General features: G+C 48.5%; 17 protein-coding genes, 13 tRNA genes and 1 rRNA gene. 3 read left to right on the forward strand and 28 right to left on the reverse strand.

What is annotated here, in order from left to right:
* The first annotated feature begins 53 nt into the window (after positions 1-53).
* Positions 54-254: a hypothetical protein gene (locus C3B52_RS32880; RefSeq protein WP_103110559.1), complete on the forward strand. Its 201-nt coding sequence runs from the start codon at positions 54-56 to the stop codon at positions 252-254.
* Positions 255-533: 279 nt separating this feature from the next.
* Here the strand turns inward: C3B52_RS32880 and C3B52_RS36975 are convergent, their stop codons facing one another.
* The 7 genes from C3B52_RS36975 to trmL form a co-directional block, all read right to left on the reverse strand.
* Positions 534-1,001, reverse strand: coding sequence for a hypothetical protein (locus C3B52_RS36975; protein WP_164685028.1), 468 nt, complete (start codon positions 999-1,001; stop codon positions 534-536).
* Between the two features lie 130 nt (positions 1,002-1,131).
* A complete protein-coding gene (locus tag C3B52_RS32885) occupies positions 1,132-2,457 on the reverse strand; it encodes an amidohydrolase family protein (RefSeq protein ID WP_235615933.1) in 1,326 nt (441 codons plus the stop codon).
* 46 nt (positions 2,458-2,503) lie between these two features.
* Positions 2,504-3,427 (reverse strand): nucleoside hydrolase, encoded by a 924-nt coding sequence (locus tag C3B52_RS32890; RefSeq protein ID WP_306418844.1) that lies wholly within the window; start codon positions 3,425-3,427, stop codon positions 2,504-2,506.
* A 45-nt stretch (positions 3,428-3,472) separates the two neighbouring features.
* The gene (locus C3B52_RS32895) at positions 3,473-4,873 is read right to left on the reverse strand and encodes an MFS transporter (protein WP_103110562.1); all 1,401 of its coding nucleotides are present in this window, start codon (positions 4,871-4,873) and stop codon (positions 3,473-3,475) included.
* Positions 4,874-5,050: 177 nt separating this feature from the next.
* Positions 5,051-5,815 carry an IclR family transcriptional regulator gene (locus tag C3B52_RS32900; protein WP_164685029.1) on the reverse strand — a complete coding sequence of 255 codons (765 nt, stop codon included), beginning with the start codon at positions 5,813-5,815 and terminating at the stop codon, positions 5,051-5,053.
* A gap of 154 nt (positions 5,816-5,969) precedes the next feature.
* Positions 5,970-6,695: an HAD family hydrolase gene (locus C3B52_RS32905; protein WP_103110564.1), complete on the reverse strand. Its 726-nt coding sequence runs from the start codon at positions 6,693-6,695 to the stop codon at positions 5,970-5,972.
* A 69-nt stretch (positions 6,696-6,764) separates the two neighbouring features.
* The gene (gene trmL / locus C3B52_RS32910; RefSeq protein WP_103110565.1) at positions 6,765-7,235 is read right to left on the reverse strand and encodes a tRNA (uridine(34)/cytosine(34)/5-carboxymethylaminomethyluridine(34)-2'-O)-methyltransferase TrmL; all 471 of its coding nucleotides are present in this window, start codon (positions 7,233-7,235) and stop codon (positions 6,765-6,767) included.
* A gap of 168 nt (positions 7,236-7,403) precedes the next feature.
* Here trmL and C3B52_RS32915 point away from each other — a divergent pair, with 168 nt between their 5' ends.
* Entirely contained in the window at positions 7,404-8,129 is a 726-nt protein-coding gene (locus C3B52_RS32915) for a ferric reductase-like transmembrane domain-containing protein (RefSeq protein WP_103110566.1), read from the forward strand.
* On the opposite strand, the gene C3B52_RS32920 is transcribed toward C3B52_RS32915, so the two are convergent.
* The 4 genes from C3B52_RS32920 to rnhA form a co-directional block, all read right to left on the reverse strand.
* On the reverse strand, positions 8,116-9,087 hold the full coding sequence (locus C3B52_RS32920; protein WP_103110567.1) for an amidase domain-containing protein: 972 nt from the start codon (positions 9,085-9,087) through the stop codon (positions 8,116-8,118). The genes C3B52_RS32915 and C3B52_RS32920 overlap by 14 nt on opposite strands.
* Before the next feature lie 109 nt (positions 9,088-9,196).
* Positions 9,197-9,745 (reverse strand): methylated-DNA--[protein]-cysteine S-methyltransferase, encoded by a 549-nt coding sequence (locus C3B52_RS32925; protein WP_103110568.1) that lies wholly within the window; start codon positions 9,743-9,745, stop codon positions 9,197-9,199.
* A 105-nt stretch (positions 9,746-9,850) separates the two neighbouring features.
* Positions 9,851-10,996, reverse strand: coding sequence for a tRNA epoxyqueuosine(34) reductase QueG (gene queG / locus C3B52_RS32930; RefSeq protein WP_103110569.1), 1,146 nt, complete (start codon positions 10,994-10,996; stop codon positions 9,851-9,853).
* A complete protein-coding gene (gene rnhA / locus C3B52_RS32935) occupies positions 10,993-11,427 on the reverse strand; it encodes a ribonuclease HI (RefSeq protein ID WP_201264977.1) in 435 nt (144 codons plus the stop codon). The genes queG and rnhA overlap by 4 nt, the downstream gene beginning before the upstream one ends.
* Before the next feature lie 157 nt (positions 11,428-11,584).
* Here rnhA and C3B52_RS32940 point away from each other — a divergent pair, with 157 nt between their 5' ends.
* Entirely contained in the window at positions 11,585-12,262 is a 678-nt protein-coding gene (locus C3B52_RS32940; protein WP_103110571.1) for a B3/B4 domain-containing protein, read from the forward strand.
* Between the two features lie 55 nt (positions 12,263-12,317).
* Here the strand turns inward: C3B52_RS32940 and C3B52_RS32945 are convergent, their stop codons facing one another.
* The 17 genes from C3B52_RS32945 to C3B52_RS33025 all read right to left on the reverse strand — a co-directional run.
* Complete coding sequence (locus tag C3B52_RS32945; protein ID WP_103110572.1) at positions 12,318-13,649, reverse strand: purine/pyrimidine permease; 1,332 nt, start codon at positions 13,647-13,649, stop codon at positions 12,318-12,320.
* A 233-nt stretch (positions 13,650-13,882) separates the two neighbouring features.
* Positions 13,883-14,884 (reverse strand): ABC transporter substrate-binding protein, encoded by a 1,002-nt coding sequence (locus tag C3B52_RS32950; protein ID WP_103110573.1) that lies wholly within the window; start codon positions 14,882-14,884, stop codon positions 13,883-13,885.
* A gap of 64 nt (positions 14,885-14,948) precedes the next feature.
* The gene (locus C3B52_RS32955) at positions 14,949-15,800 is read right to left on the reverse strand and encodes an AraC family transcriptional regulator (RefSeq protein ID WP_201264975.1); all 852 of its coding nucleotides are present in this window, start codon (positions 15,798-15,800) and stop codon (positions 14,949-14,951) included.
* A gap of 281 nt (positions 15,801-16,081) precedes the next feature.
* A tRNA-Leu gene (locus C3B52_RS32960) sits at positions 16,082-16,163 on the reverse strand.
* A gap of 8 nt (positions 16,164-16,171) precedes the next feature.
* Positions 16,172-16,245: transfer RNA gene (locus C3B52_RS32965), tRNA-Cys, on the reverse strand.
* A 27-nt stretch (positions 16,246-16,272) separates the two neighbouring features.
* A tRNA-Gly gene (locus tag C3B52_RS32970) sits at positions 16,273-16,348 on the reverse strand.
* Positions 16,349-16,355: 7 nt separating this feature from the next.
* Positions 16,356-16,430: transfer RNA gene (locus C3B52_RS32975), tRNA-Gln, on the reverse strand.
* A 27-nt stretch (positions 16,431-16,457) separates the two neighbouring features.
* Positions 16,458-16,533, reverse strand: a tRNA-His gene (locus C3B52_RS32980).
* Between the two features lie 30 nt (positions 16,534-16,563).
* A tRNA-Trp gene (locus C3B52_RS32985) sits at positions 16,564-16,637 on the reverse strand.
* Between the two features lie 7 nt (positions 16,638-16,644).
* Positions 16,645-16,717: transfer RNA gene (locus C3B52_RS32990), tRNA-Phe, on the reverse strand.
* Positions 16,718-16,756: 39 nt separating this feature from the next.
* Positions 16,757-16,833: transfer RNA gene (locus tag C3B52_RS32995), tRNA-Asp, on the reverse strand.
* A gap of 21 nt (positions 16,834-16,854) precedes the next feature.
* Positions 16,855-16,931, reverse strand: a tRNA-Met gene (locus tag C3B52_RS33000).
* Between the two features lie 80 nt (positions 16,932-17,011).
* Positions 17,012-17,087: transfer RNA gene (locus C3B52_RS33005), tRNA-Val, on the reverse strand.
* Between the two features lie 81 nt (positions 17,088-17,168).
* A tRNA-Glu gene (locus tag C3B52_RS33010) sits at positions 17,169-17,245 on the reverse strand.
* Between the two features lie 4 nt (positions 17,246-17,249).
* A tRNA-Ser gene (locus C3B52_RS33015) sits at positions 17,250-17,342 on the reverse strand.
* 3 nt (positions 17,343-17,345) lie between these two features.
* Positions 17,346-17,421 (reverse strand) — tRNA-Asn (locus C3B52_RS33020).
* A 49-nt stretch (positions 17,422-17,470) separates the two neighbouring features.
* Positions 17,471-17,586: ribosomal RNA gene (locus tag C3B52_RS33025) — 23S ribosomal RNA — on the reverse strand; the annotation flags it as partial.

A 17,586-nucleotide genomic window follows, 5' to 3' on the forward strand; every position in this document is an offset into this window, starting at 1 on the left:
ACAACCTCGGATGCTTCAATCATTGACTGGAAAACAAATGGAGGAATGATACTATGTCTGAGCAACTAGATCGTATTCAAATGATAAAAGGGCTTTATCTTACTGGAATCGCATCGGTCATCATTATGGCTGTGTTTATTTACCAATGGGTGACCGGGATGCAGCTGGACACAGGGGAAATACTGAGCGTTCCAATCGCCCTCGGTGCCTTTTTAAGCTTGGTGAAAAAATACCGAAAATTGTCATTGACTTGACGTTTGCAAGGTCTTTAATCCGTTTGCAAAGTGGGCAGGCTACGCTATAATGGGAGTAGTTTGTTTACGAAAGGAGCTGTCCAACATGGGTACGTTTATCGTAGCGTTGGTCTTCGCAGCTTTTCTGTTGTTCATTCTTACAGCTGGCTACAACGAGGACAAAACCTGGAATCTGTAAGGACAAGCTAGAGCTAGTTGCTTTTTCATAACAAGCACTTCTCTCAGCAAAAAAGCAGGCTGCCTGTCATGGGCAACCTGCTTTTTTTATACTTTCCCGACCTATGCCTTTTGCTTTTTCGCTTGCTGCTTTTGCGCTTTCTTTTCCGTTTTCTTTTCAGCCTTTTTGGCAGCTTTTGCTTCCTTTTTAGCTTCCTTTTTCGCTGCCTTCTCTTCTTTTTTCACCGCTTTATCAGCCGCTTTGGCTGCTTGAATCGCTGCCTTTACTTCCTTGTTCGTTTTTCCCGTGGTTTCAATTCCCCACTTCGCTGCTTTTTCACTGCGCTTGGCTTCAGCTTGTGCTTGATGCTCTGACTTTGCCTGTTGTACTGCCGCTTTCAGCTGTTCCAATGTCTGATTGCCTGCTGCTACTCCCAGCTTGGCTGCTTTTGTCTGCCATTTCTCCAGCTGATGCTGAGCTTTTTCTTCCTTCGTTTGCTTGACCACCGCTTTACTGCCTTCTGCGCTGACCGCTGAAATCCCGCCGAACAAAAGTCCAATGACCAATAGAGATGAAACGATTTTTTTCACGAAGCTCTCCTCCTCTATAGCAAGCGTCATATCATACATAGACTAGCCTACATGAAGAGTTTGGGAAAAGTATGTGAAATGGCATGTAAAGGGGACTATTCTCCGCTTTGTTTTTGCAAGATATATCAGCTTAGATGCCTGCCTTTTGTAAAATAGATTCCATTCTCGCTGCGCTCTCGTACATAATCCGCTCTTCGTCGAGCGTCAGCATTTCCCGGTTTTTCATGACTAGTTTGCCATCAATAATGACGTCTTCCACATCTTTGCTCGTGACGGATTCTATCAGGGTATTCAACAGATTACGTGTAGGCATGATATGCGGCTGGTCAATATTGACGAGAATAACATCCGCTTTCTTTCCGACCTCGATTGTGCCGATTTCCTGTTCCTTTTGAAGAGCTTGTGCACCACCGGTCGTGATCATCCTGAGCAAGTCCTTAGCCGGCATCACAAGCGGATCAAAAACAGGGAGCCCCCAGAAGGCGTGCATGCCCGAACGAAATACCCGTATTTCGTCCCACAGACTGAGATTCGAACCCGCAGCCCCATCCGAGCCAATCCCGATCGACATGCCCATTTGCATCATACGCGGTGTTTTGGGGAACCCATGTGAATTGAAGTTGGCGCGAGGGCAGTGAACAATCTTCACTTGTCTTTCCCGCAAAATCTCCAACTCCTGCTCGGAATAAACAACGTTGTGTGCCGTCAGCAAGTTTGGCCCAAGCACTCCCAGGGATTCCAAATACTCGACGGGCCGTTGTTTGAACTTCTCCAGACAATAACGAACCTCATCCCGATGCTCCGCCAAATGCATATGAAGTCCGGTATGATATTCTCTTGCTTTTTGGGCCGCAGCCGTGATCAACTCAGGGGAGCACGACATGACCTGGCGGATCCCAAACCACACCTGGATCCTTCCGTCCCCTTTTCCATGATAGTTCTTGTACATCCACTCGTTGTTATCCAAGATAGCTTCGAGCGGCTGTTTCATCGTATCCGGCAGGAAGTCCCCGATATCAATAGCAGAGCGTGTAATGGCGGCCCGCATCCCTGATTCGATCGTAGCCTCGATAACCTTGTGCATGTGCACGCCGCCAGCATCCGCATAAGCAGTCGTGCCTGACTTAATCATTTCCAAACAGCTAAGCTGGGCACTCACATACGAATCCTGCTCGTCCATATTGCCCTCGTACGGGACCAGAATCCGCGACCAGATCATCGGCAGCTCATCCGCAGTTCTTCCTTTTAACAGTTGCTGGCACGTATGTGTGTGCGCATCGACCAGGCCCGGCATGCACAGCTTCCCTTTTCCATCCAGCACACTGTCTGCTGCGTATGTCTGTTGAAGCTCGGAGTAGCTGCCGATAGCCACGATTTTGGAATCCAGAATCGCGATTGCTTGATTCTGAGCGATCTCAAAATCTGGAGTAAGCAAGCTGCAATTTTTGATCATCATATCGCATTTCATCTTGAATCATTCCTTTCTATCACTGGTCTATAACTCAACCAATCCGCTGAAAAAAATCTTGCATAAATGTGTCCGCATCCACCTGCACGCATACTTTTGTAGTCGGCTGGCCGCTCCCTTCCCGGTGAATATCTTCTGTCGTCCTCCCTAAAGCGTCCTCCTCCAGATCTACCTTGATAAACATAGGAACAGTCTGTACCAAATCCGGATAGGCAGCTACACCAACAGCCAAAGGATCGTGCAGAGCGCAACCTTGCAAATAGGGGTGAAGCTCTTTGTAGGCATCCAGATAAAACTGTGTGCATGGAGCAAGTGATTTGCCCAGATGGTTCCGCCCTTCCCTCCAGCGCTCTACATCCCGTGCTGTCAGCAATGTTTTTCGAGTCACATCCAGCCCCACCATTGTTATGGGAAGCGAAGAGCCAAAGACAAGACTCGCCGCCTCCGGATCAATGATGATATTGGCTTCCGCAAATTTGGTGACGTTGCCAGGTGTCATAACTGCTCCACCCATGATGACGACGCTCCCTACCAGGCCCGCTATCTCTGGAGCTTTGCGTATCGCCATGGCGAGGTTCGTCAACGGTCCGGTAGCCACAATTGTCAGCGCAGCCTCGTGCTTGTACACTTGCTCAATCAAATAATCGGCAGCGTGCTGGGTCGAAGCAACCTCGGTCACTGGCCCCAGGGTATTCCCCAGACCATCTGTACCGTGAATTCTTCCGCTATACTCTCGTGTGCGTTGCAAGGGCTTCTCTGCTCCTCTGAAAACCGGAACATCGACACCGGCATACTCCAAAATCTTGCGCGTGTTTCGATAGGAATAGTCTACAGGGGCCATTCCGTAAGTTGTCGTGATGCCTACCAGCTCCATATGGGGTATCGAAGCGGCATAGGCGATTGCCAGCGCATCATCGATCCCGGTATCTACATCCATCAACAGCTTTTGCATGGTCATGTATCCTTTCTAGGAGTCTTATCCGTTCATTTACGGCTGGCTGGACTATTCACCAGGCAGTTCGTCAATGCGATTGAACTTCTTGCCAAATACACGGACGAAGATCCAGGTCGCCAGTCCAATCATGATCATAAGCACGAGTGCAACGTTGCTGAACAGCGCTGTTTTTTCGTTGGAAGAAAAGTCCACGATTTTTGCCATCATGTACGGCTGTCCGTAAAGCAAAGCGACAAACGCTCCGCCAAGGGAAGCTGAGATCGTAACCACCAGTTTTTCGACCCCGATTCCTGCCCCGTGTTGATGCCGCGGAAGCAGTTGGGTGAAGTTCGTCAAATAGCCGGAGAAGAACAAAACGTAGCCAATGTTGAAAAGTCCCATGCCTAAGAATGAATACACGACGGAATAACCGACCAAAAAAGCAATCGTCGCCAGCCCGGCAAAAATGAACAATCCCCCGAGCAAGGCAATGTTGCGGTACCCGATTTTTTTGATAATACGCCCAGTAAGCATCCCAATGATAAATGCAGCAATGTTTGTGAACGTGTAAAATAGACCGATTGTACTTGTCGACATGCTGTACGTCTCTTTTACAATAAAAGGGAAAATGAAGTAAAAGCCTATTTGGGTTGAATAAAACAAGGCACCCACGATTAATGAAAGCATGATTCCCTTCACCTTAAACAACTCCGGCTTCAGGAACGGATTTTTGCTTCTAAAGGTATGCCAGATAAACAAGGCTACACAAACGACGGCACCCAGCAGCAGCAGTGGGTACTGCATTTTGAAAGTTAAAAACGTAATGAGGAAAGCGGAAATCGCGGTCATCAGAAGCATACCTGCAATGTCGAAGGAGCCTTTTTGCATGACTTCCTTGGGCAAGTTTTTAAATAAGACCGGTATGCCTAAAATCGTCAGCAGCGGAATCAAAAATACGAGATTCCAGTGCAGGTACTCGGCAATATATCCACCGAACAAATGACCGGCTGCTCCTGCCAATTGGTAGATCGCCGTGTTGTAGCCAAAATATTTAGCAGCAGTCAATTTATCAAAATACTTGATGGCGATAATAATTTGCAAAGCGATCGGGGCAGCAATCGTGATCGAGAACAGGACTCTCGACACAATCAGAAGCGTAAAGCTGTCCTGGGAAAATACCCCAATCAGAGTAGCAATGGGAAAAATGATACAGGTAAACAGCAGAACCTTGCGTATACTCACAATATCAGACAAGGCCGTATAGACGATGGAAGCTATCCCGAAGAACAGCTTGCTGAATGTCACGATCAGACTAATTGTAGAAGGAGTTACACCAAACTCATCCGACAAATTGGGAGTAATCAAGTTGAAAACGTTTTCATTGAAAATATAAAAAAACTCAAATAACAGGATCCAGGGCATACACTTTGCAACTCTACGCTGTATTTCTTCTTTTTGTAATTCGCTCATCGAGGTTCCCTCTCCCCATAAGTAATCGAATTTACTTTCCCTTCCTGACTGCTACCGACTCAGTGGCGATTTTTACCTCGCGCTTGCGTAAAGAAGAGCTTCCTGCTTCCTTTTGCTGGTCAGTACATTTTCGTTCTTATATCAAGGACGTCGTTCTTTATAGATTTCAAAAAAAAATTATCTAGCACCCAGTCGCCTGGATATCTCAGCTGCTGCTTGTTGACACAACAGAAGCAACCGATCTGTATCTTTGCTCATACGGATTTCCAATCCAGAGATGGACAGACCTGCGACTACATTGCCCGAATAATCGCGTATCGGTACAGCAATTCCCATTCCGCCCAAAGAAAAATCATTTGAAGAAATCGAATAGCCTTGCTCCCGGATTACTTGCAATTCCTCCACTAGCTTATCGGGGTCCCGCACGGTGTATTGTGTATAGCTTGGCAGCTCACTCGAAATAATTTGCCGAATCGTGCTCTCTGGCAAATAGGCCAGTAAAATTTTCGTGGTCGCTCCGGCATGCAGAGGGACTCTTTTACCCATCGGAGACGTATAGCGTACGCTTTGGGAAGACTCGACTTTTTCGATACAAATTCCATCCAATTGGTCTACAATCATAAGCATGACTGTCTCATTGGTGGTCTCGCACAACTCTTCCATAATCGGTTTTGCCAGTGAACGGATGTTGATCTGACTTGCGACGATCATCCCCAATTCGAACAGCTTGATTCCCAGAGAGTACTTTTGGTTCTCTGGATTCTGTTTAACAAAGCCGCGATTTTCCAGGGTAACCAGCGCTCTGTGTACCACACTCTTGTACACTTGCAAATGCTCGCTCAGCTCAGATACTCCCCACTCCGGCTTGTCCAGCGTGAAGCACTCCATAATCCTCAAGATTCTGTCACCGGTCTCCAGCTTGGCCGTCTTTTTACTTTCCATCATTTCCACCTCCTTCCCGCATATAAGAACACTGTTCTCTATTTGAATATTCCCATTACATAAGTTCATTTCTTTCTTGTAAATCCTCAACCTTGGCGTACCCACCTGCCCGTTTGCTTGCCGCCCAGTAGCATAAACAAAAAAAGCAGGCTAATTAGCCTGCAAACACTCCGCTGCGCTCGGTAATGGCTCTATGCAATTCTTCCAATGTCCCACGCTGGTCTACCTGATACTGTGGCTCTCCGCGGTCTTCCATCCAGTTCGTGACCAAAAATGTTTTCATCCCCAGCTTGGAGGCAACCATATCCTCCTGCATGTGATTCCCTACCATGACACAATCAGTCGGCTCTACTCCGAGCTTTTCGCAAATTTCTGCGAAGTAGCCTGGGTTCGGCTTCGTGAAATGTGATTCTTCATAAACGGTCACTAGCTCAAACTCATCTGCACTCATTCCGATCCAGGCCAGCCGATGGTGAATCGCTTCACGTGGAAATACCGGATTCGTCGCTACTGCTACACGAAAGCCCTGCTCTTTGGCAGCTTCCACGATTTGTTTGGCCCACGGTGATGGATAGGTTAGATGAGAAAGCGTCGGAAATACATCGCGATAAAACGAATCAAACAACGGCCAAACTTCCTCGCGTGGCCAGTCGCTGTGTGCCGTGAAATACTCGATAAAAACCTGCTCATTGGTCTTGTCAGGCTCGTTGCTCATAATCATAGCCTTTGTCGCGTCCCAGATGAGCGAGAGCAGCTTTTGGGTATCGTACTGATCCCCTACGTGACGCCCTACTTCTACCAAGTAGCTTTTGACGAAAGGGTCTGTCTGCATCTCCAACAAGGTACCGTCCAGGTCAAACAGGATGGTGTTTACGGTCATTTACATTCTCTCCCTTTTCATGAGTTGCCCAGAATGCTCTACGCCTGCCAGGCATCATCTATGCTCATGCTACTTCAGTGCTGGAAAGCCTAGTTGACGCAAGCCCTCAAACAGGACGATAGCCGCACAGTTAGACAAATTCACAGAGCGCGTCGCTCCACTCATCGGAATACGGATGGTCTGCTCCCGATACTTGTTCGTCAGATCTTCCGGCAAGCCCGTCGTCTCCTTGCCCAAAATGATATAGTCTCCATCCCGATAAGAGACCTCTGTATAGAGTGTTTCCCCCCATGTTTCCACAAAGTAAAACGTCCCTGCATTTTCGCCCTGTGCCTCGACAAAAGCGTCGAAGCTTTCATGGTGATGGACATTTACTGCGTGCCAGTAATCCAGCCCTGCCCGTTTTAGATAGCGGTCATCGGTGGAAAAACCTAAAGGATGAATCAAATGCAGATGAGCTCCCGTAGCAGCACACGACCGGGCAATGTTTCCCGTATTGGCTGGAATGAGCGGCTCGTGCAAAACAATATGTAACGGCATGACGTCAAATCTCCTTGTGTACCGAACTTAAACGTATGATCTCCCTATTTATTATACATAAACGAACATAGCCCTGACCACTCATAAGCGTCGCTTATAAATTCCTATACGGTAACAAAAACAGCGGTTGCTGCATCTAACCTAAAACAAGAAAGGAGCACTGCTGTCATGCGTTTTACTCCTGCTTTTTGGTTTCGCTTTTGGACAAATAGCTTTTGTCTGCTACTACTTGCTGTAAGTACATGGTCGCTATGGCCCAATTTTGGCGCGTTTCCCCGAATGGAAGCCTGGAGTATGATACTCGGCTACCTCTCGTTTGTCTTGATCGGTGTGACTTTGCTAATCGGTCCAATCAAGACATGGCTGCCTGCGTCCTGGCAATCATCCTGCCTAACCCTCCGCCGGGATATTGGCATCTGGGCTGGTCTTACCGGTGTTTTACATGTGCTGCTGGTGCTTGTCCTTTTTCAAGGCACACCGCGGTTGATGATCCTGCACGACACAAACGCCCCAAAAGCAGACGGCTGGCTTGGGCTGTTCCTCCTCGCTTCTGATGACGGCAATCCCTTGCCACTGCCAAACTGGTCGATGACAGGTGTAGCCAATTACATCGGCCTTGCAGCTTTTTGCATTCTTCTCTCGCTGTGGCTTACCTCTTCGCGTTTTGCAGAAAAACGATTGGGCGGCCCTAGCTGGAAACGGCTGCATCTTTTCAATCCCGCCCTGTTTCTGTTGGTCATCTTTCACGGCTTGATTTACATTCACTCGATCAAAGGCGAGCCGCACAGCTTTGCAGATTTCCTTTGGCTTGGCGGAGCTGTTCTGTTGCTGCGCCTGATTAGTTTTGTCACGACTGTAGTCAGGCGACAACGCCGACAAACTACATCCCTCTAATATGAAAAAACGCATAGCGAATGTTGGGCGTATACGCTGTAGAATCCTCATACGCCCAGTATCGCATGCTACTGTCAGTCGTATGCGCATTGACCAATGGCATTTGATTCGCGTCCTTGGTGACCACGATCGTATTGTGCTGAAAACGGCCATCTCCATCGAAGTCATAGCATATAATATCGCCCGGGATCAGCTCAGTCGCTGAATTTTTCGATACCGCTCGCATCGGAGCCCCGCCAGACTTGAGCAGCAAATACAAGCTGTGTGCAACCGCCCAGCTATAGCTCCATTCTCCCCCTTTTCCCGTCCGCATCCACCAGCCTTTGCCTTTCTCTTTGGAGAAGAGCATTGGAATTCCCCCAGCGTGCAAGCATTGGGAAATAAAATTCGTACAATCATCTGTAAAGCGCGGATAGGCCGGATTCGTTGTGTTCCAGTAGCGCTCAGCATAAGATACTGCCTTTTCCGGATTATACCCCCCAGCTCCATGTACCACCAAAAGCGGCTGTGTGATAGCGTCCTCGATGGCAGATACAGTCAAAAGTGGCTCCTCCTGCTCATGGCTGAAATCCGCTTTCAGGTCGCCTTCCCACTCTCTCGTGCCGATGATTATCCATTGCTCACTGTCCTTGCTCAGACGAAGCTGGAGCAGCCGATGACTGGCTTCCTCATACTCCTGCTGAACCAATCCGTAATGACGTCTGCCATACCACGATAATGTAACTTCTATTGCAGATTTCGTCTCCATCCAGCACATCGGGACTACTCGTCCTGTGACGGACCGCAGCATGGCACCACGTTCCATCGCTTGTCTGTGCTCCCGATTCAACCGCTCCCATTCTGCCGCATACACCTGTTTATTATCTATAAAAAAAGGGAGCAGTCGTTGATATTCCCCATCCATCCACGATTGATGCACAGCATCGAAATAGCTTTGGACGAACCCTCGCCAGCCCATTCTTTATCCCTCCTGCCTGCTATTCTAGGGCGCTTTTGTCAAACTCCCTACACGAAGAAGAATATGTCAAACTCCTTGCATTCAGAAGAAAAAGAAAAGCCATCCGTTTTTAACGGACAGCTGGATTGAAAGAGAGTTGGATGGAAACAGGCGCTTTTTCCAATGCTAACAAGTGCTCTTTTATTGATAATCCTCCACCATACCCAACCATCGCCCCGTTGGAGCCTATGACCCGGTGACAAGGGATAATGATCGGAATCGGATTGCGATTGTTTGCCCCGCCGATTGCCCGAACAGCTTTGGAAGCGCCGATTGCCAAAGCAATTTCCTTATAGGAGCGCGTCTGTCCATAAGGAATATTGGTCAGCTCGTTCCACACTGTCTTTTGAAAAGGAGTTCCATACAGCACAACTGGAACATCAAACGTCTGGCGTTCACCTGCAAAATACTCATGGATCTGTGCTTTGGTAGCTTCGTTTAAGGCATCATTGCGCTGTGGTGATATTCCGAGAAACGTCTTTTTACACCAGCGATGCAGTGATTCCAAGCCGTATTCCTCATCAGCAAACTCGATATAGCAAAGGCCCTCCTCTGTAGAGGCAAGCAGCAACGGGCCAATAGGTGACTCCATCGTCGTATAACCCAATTCTTTTGCCAACCAACTCTCCTCCCAACCCTTATTCTATATTCAGTGGCTAGGCCTCTTCGTCCAGGCTCTTAGCGTTAGACTTTCGGCTTTCCCCACAACTGATGGTTACTGAATCTACTCCTTGATCAAATCCATGCCTTTTTCAATCTCAAGCAGCACTTCTGGTGCTTCCTCTTTTTCACGGTACATCTCAAGAGCAGCCCTGGCATCCTCTCCGCCGATTTTCCCCAATGCCCATGCCGCTGTCCCGCGAATAACAGGACGTGGATCGCTCGCGAGCAGACGGGTCAGATGCGGTACAGCCGACTTGTCCTTAAAATGAGCGAGTGCGAGAATCGCATTTCTCTGAATCGGCTTCTTCCCACGCCAGGATGAAGATGAGAGGCCAAACCTTTGCTTGAACTCCTTGTTACTCATCTCAAGCAGCGGAATTAATAACGGTTTCGCCGTCTCTGGATCAGGCTGAAACTCCGAGTGATGATTCATGTTGATACGGCGGTTTTTGGGACAAACGGTTTGACAGGTGTCACAGCCGTACAGTCTGTTCCCAATCTTTCCTCTGAATTCATCTGGAATGAAGTCTTTTACCTGGGTCAAAAAGGCAACACAGCGCTGAGCATTCAGTTGTCCGCCCTGAACGAGCGCTCCTGTCGGACATGCATCCACGCAAATGTTACAGTCACCGCAGCCTTCCTCGATAGGGCTATCGCTTGGCAGGGGCAAGTTAGTCACGAGCTCTCCCAAATAGACCCAGGAACCAAATTCAGGCGTAATGACGGCGCAATTTTTGCCTACAAAGCCAATCCCTGCCCGCTCCGCCACCGCACGATCCGAAAGCTCCCCTGTATCCACCATCGACTCGATTTGTGCGTCTGGCTCCAGCTCCTTGATAAACTGTGATAGCTTATCAAGCTTTTCACGCAAGACGTGGTGATAATCTGTCCCCCACGCTGCACGGCACAGGATTCCTCGATAGGCTCCAGGCTCTGACTTAGGTGGATTCTCTAGCTTGGATGGATAGGCCATGGCGATGGAAATAAGGGAGCGAGCGCCCTCTACAAGCAAGCCTGGATCAGTTCGCTTATCCAAATCCGGTTCCTCAAAACCAGACTCGTAGCCCTTTTCTCTATGCTCGATGAGTCTTTCTTTTAGTGTTGTAAAAGGATCGGCACTGGCAAAGCCAATTTTGTCGATTCCAATTTCCGTGGCATAGTCAATAATGGACTGTTTGGTTTGTTCCCAGTACTGCAGATCATTCACAGCTTTTTGATCGCTCCTGTCGCCAACTCGTCACAGCGATTATTCCACTTGTTGTCGGCATGTCCTTTTACTTTTACATACTCCACCTGATGGATATCCATTAAGCGAAGCAGCTCCTTCCACAAGTCCTGATTTTCTACCGGCTGTCCCTTGCTGTTCTTCCAGCCGTTTTTCAGCCAGCCCTTGTACCAGCCCTGTTTAAAGCAGTTGACCAAATAGGCACTATCGCTGTATAAGGTAACCTTACAGCCTTCTTTTAACGAAGAGAGCGCCGAAATGGCTGCCTGCAGCTCCATTCTGTTATTTGTTGTATTTTGTTCGGCTCCAGACATTTCCTTGATATGTTGGCCGTACATCAAGACCGCCCCCCAACCACCTGGCCCTGGATTGCCGGAACATGCTCCGTCTGTATAAATCTGCACTTCACGCATTGTCATCGTAAAGGAAACCTCCTCTGTTCTCTTCTATTGTATCGAAGCTTAGTCGCTTCCACAAAAATATTTTGTTATACTACCAAAAATAGGGGAAAGAACCTCTATCGAGTATTCGCGCTTATCCATTCTCATACGTAAAAAGGAGTGACACTAGATGAAAGTACAGCTAGACCCGGCAGTGTCCGAACGCCTCCCCCAGATCTCGCTCGGCGTCATCCAATACAGCGGTGCTTCCGTCAGCGACTCTCCCAAGATGCTGCAAGGACGTATCAACTATTTTGTAGAGGGCCTGCGCTTGGAGCATGAGCTTTCACGTCTTGCCGACATCGAAGGCATTCGCGAATGGCGTGCTGCTTTTAAAAAGGCAGGTACAGATCCTTCCAGATACCGCCCCTCCTCAGAGGCCTTGCTACGCCGACTTCTTCAGGGAAATCCGTTTTTCTGGATCAACAGCGCAGTAGACGTTAATAATTTCTTCTCCGTCCTGCATGCACTTCCCTTTGGAATCTATGATCAAAATCATTTGGCGGGCGATGTTGTTTGCCGATTTGGACATGAAGATGACCGCTACGAGGGGTTAAACGGGCGCGAGGTTCACATGGAGGGAAAACTGCTGCTCGCTGATGAAACAGGTGCTTTTGGCAGCCCCATCGTGGATTCCAAGCGCACTTGTGTAACCGATCAAAGCCGTGATCTATTGCAAGTGATCTTTTTTCATGAAGGCATCACTCCACAAAAAAAGGATGAGATCCTCGGTTCAGTCGCACGCATGTTCACCGAAATTAACGGTGGTGAAGTCACACAGTCCTCGATTATTACCGCAAAAGATTAGAAAAACTGGCTGCGCATGCCTGTTGGCGGAGCCGTGAAGAAAGAAAGACGACCGCTTAAGCAGCATGGTCGTCTTTCTGTTTTTTAGCTGCCTCTGGTTGCCGAAAAATGACATGCTCCAACAGCAAACATACCAGTACACCGAGGAGCAAGCCATTTCCAAACAGGAAGCTGGCCAGTGGTGGGAGATGCTGCCATGCCGTTGCAGGAACGAACATCACGCCAATCCCGATCAACAAAGAGCTGCCACCGACTGTAATGGTCCGTTCATCCATTTTTACTGTCACATAATCCTTCAGTCCAAAGCCAAGCAGCTGAGTATACGAAATGAACATCGCTGCATACGCAACCGGTGTAGGTAAGGCAGCCAGGAAATGGGCCACCAATGGGAACAGGCCAATCAGCATCATCCCGATCATTGCCAGCATAAATGGCAGACGTGATGCCATCCGAGTCGTCTGAATGACGGCTGCTGCTAGCGAAAGGGGGATCATTCCGACAACCCCGCTCAAGCCGGACAGAAGATGAGAAACACCTGTAAAGACACCACCGCGGTTATACTGCTTCTCGGTTGGTTCTGTTTCTGTCGCTTTCCCCATTACAACCGTGCTCGTAACCAGATTAGTCAGCAGCACAAATCCAGTCAGCATGCTTGTAAGCACTACGCCCCAATCCCAGCGCGGTGCTCCCCAGAAAAAGAAGGATGGCCAGGCAATCAGTTGCTCAGCCGGTCGAACTGGTTCTGTCCACCCCAAGATTGCGTACAGCACCCATCCGCCGACCATTCCAAACAGGACTGCAAAGCTCGAAAACCGTTTTGTTCGCATAATCCAAATAACAAGTGCAACAATCCCAATCGAAACGAGTGCCACGCCAGGCTGAACTTCTTTGGAGTGCTGAAACCCGATACCCAGCATCCCCGTCAAAATGTTGCTGCATAAAGAAATCGCAAGCAAAATCATGTATGTTCCGGATACTAATGGAGTAAACCATCTTTGGAGCTTTCCAATCCAGCCCATCATCCCGAACAATAGGAATAATAAACCTGCCATCGCCATTCCTACTTGAAAGGATTGGCCAATTTCCCGCGGATGAAGTCCTGCGCTCGTACCTAACTGGGCCAAAATGATGAAAATGCCCCACCATAATCCCGCCGGTCCTTCCAGCATGGGATAACGATGACCAATCCATACCTGCAGAAAGGACGCCAAACCGATGAAAAACATCGTCTGCTGCATCAGATTGCCGATCTCATCCACCTGCAGACCGTATACGTCCCCAATCATCAAGGGAACGGCTACACTGCTGGAGACAGCTACGATCATCCACTGCAGGGCCGCCAAAATGCTCGTGCCCATTGGAGGCCTGTCATACAATCCGTACTTCAAAGAATCCACCTCATTTTCTTACCGCTATCGCTACCTGCGTATTCTCCAGGCCGTGCTTGCAACAAAAGCCTACAGTTAAGAATATCATCATCTGGTTTTCTGGCAAACATGCAAGAAGGCAAGAAACTCTCCATGAGAATTTCTTACCCTCTTATAATACTGCAGTCGATATGACTATATGGCTTATGGACAGACCCCTTCGACCACAACAAGTATTTTTTGGATCAAGAGCTCTACTTAGCGATCACATTTTTTATGATGGTTTTTACCCCAAGTTCAATTCCGAGTGGCCCTCCAGCTGCTATTGAGCTGTCTAGCGCGTACATCTGACCGCTTTTTATGGCCTTTAGAGAATTCCATGCTGAATCGCTTTCTAATTTTTTCAGATAGCCTTGCAAATTTTTAGAGGACCCTCCGATATCAGCAACAAACATGTAGTCAGGGTTCATCGCTGCCAGCCCTTCAAGGGAGATCTGCTCCCCTTTTGTAGACATATCAACATACTTCTCAGGCGGATTTAGTCCGAGACCGCTTTCCTTGTTAAACACAAACTGTGTAGTAAAGCCCCAGAATTGCTTGTCTCCGAGCATAATCACGCCAAAGGTTTTGTCGTTGAATTTCTTCAATTGTTCTTTGGAATCGGCAATCAATGCTTCAATCCGTGTAATCTCATCCTCTGCCTTTTGTTCTTTTCCGAAGATTTTTCCGTATTCCCGCAGCGCACCTTGCCAGTTATTTTCATTACTGTCCACAGTAATAACAGGAGCAATTTTCTCCAGCTTATCGCCGTAGCTCTCATACCGTCCCGAGACCATGACGATGAGATCTGGCTCGATTTCCAGCAATTTTTCTAAATTAGGGCTCGTCATTGATCCAATATCAGCAATCTCCTTGTCCTTATACGGAGCCAAGGATTCCCATTCCTCAAGTACATTCAAGTCTGTCGCTGCAGCAGGAGATTCATTCAGCAAAAATAGATGCTCAAAATTACGGAAGAACAGAAGTGCGACCTTCTCAGGTTTCTTTTCCAGTACGATCTCACGGCCAAGCGCATCTACATATGTTCTCGGCCATTTCCCTGCTTCTGGATCGGTTTTTTCAGTTTTACTTGCCTCTGGTGCAGGTGTTGTGCTGCTTGATGCGGAACGATTAGTAGGCTCTGAAGCTCCAGCGCAGCCGGCCAAAACACCGGCCAAAAGTGCGAGTGAGACGAACAGTCTCATAATTATTTTCATTACGACTCCTCCAAATGAGTTTTGCTGGACGAACTAAACTACGGTCAGTTTAGCAAAACGTATTTTAGATAGGAATGGAGCCATCCTGAAAACCATATGGATTATTCCTGAATTTCCCCCGGAATTCGGCTGGGGATACACCCACTTGTTTTTTAAAAATACGGCTGAAATACAGAGCATCTACATAGCCTACGCTTTTTGCCACCTCACCGATCGGTGCGTCGCCCGCCAATAGCCATTCCTTTGCGCGGTTAAGACGGTAAGCCATCAAATAATTGCCTGGCCCCATACCCGTATACTTCTTGAAGACATAGAACAATCTGTTTTCATTTATCTCATTTTGTTCTGCTAAAGCACGCACGCTAAGACCAGCCATATAGTGCTCATGTATGTATTTCGATACTTTCTCAAATAACGCTTGCTCACTATCGCTGCTCTGGTTGCGGACACAAACGAACAGCTCCTCCAGTACACAGCGAAATAGCGTTTCTGTTTGAAAGGCTGATATTCCGCCTGGCTCTCCCGAAGAACGCCACAAAAGCTCAAGCAGCTCTGTCAGGCGAGGACTTTGTCTCGGAGTAAGCTGAAAATGTGCCTTGGAAAGACGAAACCCTGAAGGCTCGGGCCCACATACTCGGTATAGAACCAGTAGATATTCCCACCTGTTGTTCCCCAGGACCTTCCGATTCAAGGGCATATTTGCGCCGCCGTGCACCACATTTCCCTGAGCAAGCGTATACGTGGTTCCGCTAAAATCAAACTCGGCCTTGCCTCTTAGAGGAAAAACAAAGCCTGGAAAAGGCTCCGTATAGTCATCACAGCTCTTTCCCGGATCACGTACATAGCGACATACTTGCTCCACCTGAAAAGAAGTCCGCGCAAAATGCTCTGCAAGCTTATTGATGTCCATGTTCATTTCACTCACCACCTGGTACTGATCGTCCAATCCAGACTTGCGCCTTGTCTCACCTGCGTTTGCAAGTTGAATGAATTTTATTCTTGTGAAGCCGCCATTTCTGGTTTATTATAATAGATAATGAGAATCATTTTCAACAAATTGTTTTTAACTGTCTTGGGGATTGAATCACTTACCTTATCTTCTAGCGCAAACTGATCTGTATCCAACCCGATAGCTATTTTGCTGCAACAAACAAAAAAACCCTAAGGATACAAATCCCTAGAGCTTGGTTTCTTATATGGTGCCGGTGAAGGGACTTGAACCCCCACGGTTTCCCTCACGATTTTGAGTCGCGCGCGTCTGCCATTCCGCCACACCGGCAAATATTTTGGAGGAGGCACCCGGATTTGAACCGGGGATAAGGGTTTTGCAGACCCGTGCCTTACCACTTGGCTATGCCTCCGTAAAATAAGTACTTCTAGTGAATCAATGGAGCGGACGAAGGGTCTCGAACCCTCGACCTTCGCCTTGGCAAGGCGACGCTCTACCAATTGAGCTACGTCCGCATCTGTATGGCTGGGGTACTAGGATTTGAACCTAGGAATGACGGAGTCAAAGTCCGTTGCCTTACCGCTTGGCTATACCCCAATAAGTAATCCCCAACTATAAAATTCATGGGGCGATCGATGGGACTTGAACCCACGAGTGCCGGAGCCACAATCCGGTGCGTTAACCCCTTCGCCACGACCGCCATGTTACATCTATTATTGTTTTGCAATAATGGCAGGGGCAGTAGGAATCGAACCCACACCAAAGGTTTTGGAGACCTTCGTTCTACCTTTAAACTATGCCCCTATAAAAGTGGCTCGGGACGGAATCGAACCGCCGACACGAGGATTTTCAGTCCTCTGCTCTACCGACTGAGCTACCGAGCCATATGTATTGAATACACGCCATTCTTAATAGGTAAGAAATGGCGGAGCTGACGGGACTCGAACCCGCGACCTCCGGTGTGACAGACCGGCGTGAACTCCAACTTCACCACAGCTCCATATTGATCTGGAAGAAAATTTGGTTGCGGGAGCAGGATTTGAACCTGCGACCTTCGGGTTATGAGCCCGACGAGCTACCGAGCTGCTCCATCCCGCGACGATCAGGACGACCTGGTGTCAGCGTTACCACAGGACGTGGTGCTTTTAGCTGACCTTCCGTATCCTTTAAAATATAAGTGGTGGAGGCTGACGGGATCGAACCGCCGACCCTCTGCTTGTAAGGCAGATGCTCTCCCAGCTGAGCTAAGCCTCCCCAATCCCCAAGCAGTTGTTGGGGCCCCCGCAAAGTACTCGGTGTTGCTACAAAGCGTTCACTTCACTTTGTGGGGTAATATGGTGACCCGTAGGGGATTCGAACCCCTGTATGACAGCGTGAAAGGCTGCTGTGTTAAACCGCTTCACCAACGGGCCAAGATGGCGGATGGAGTGGGATTTGAACCCACGAGACGGGTCGACCCCGCCTACACGATTTCCAATCGTGCTCCTTCGGCCGCTCGGACATCCATCCATATGGCTCCTCGGGACGGACTCGAACCGCCGACCGATCGGTTAACAGCCGATTGCTCTACCAACTGAGCTACCGAGGAACATTGAAGGTCATTCCTTCAAAACTGAATACGCATGATTGCTAAGAGTGTGGATAAGTCCTCGACCGATTAGTATTCGTCAGCTCCACGTGTTACCACGCTTCCACACCGAACCTATCAACCTCATCGTCTATGAGGGGTCTTACCAGCTTGCGCTGTGGGAAG

Source organism: Brevibacillus reuszeri, assembly GCF_002897295.1.
Lineage (GTDB): Bacteria > Bacillota > Bacilli > Brevibacillales > Brevibacillaceae > Brevibacillus > Brevibacillus reuszeri_A.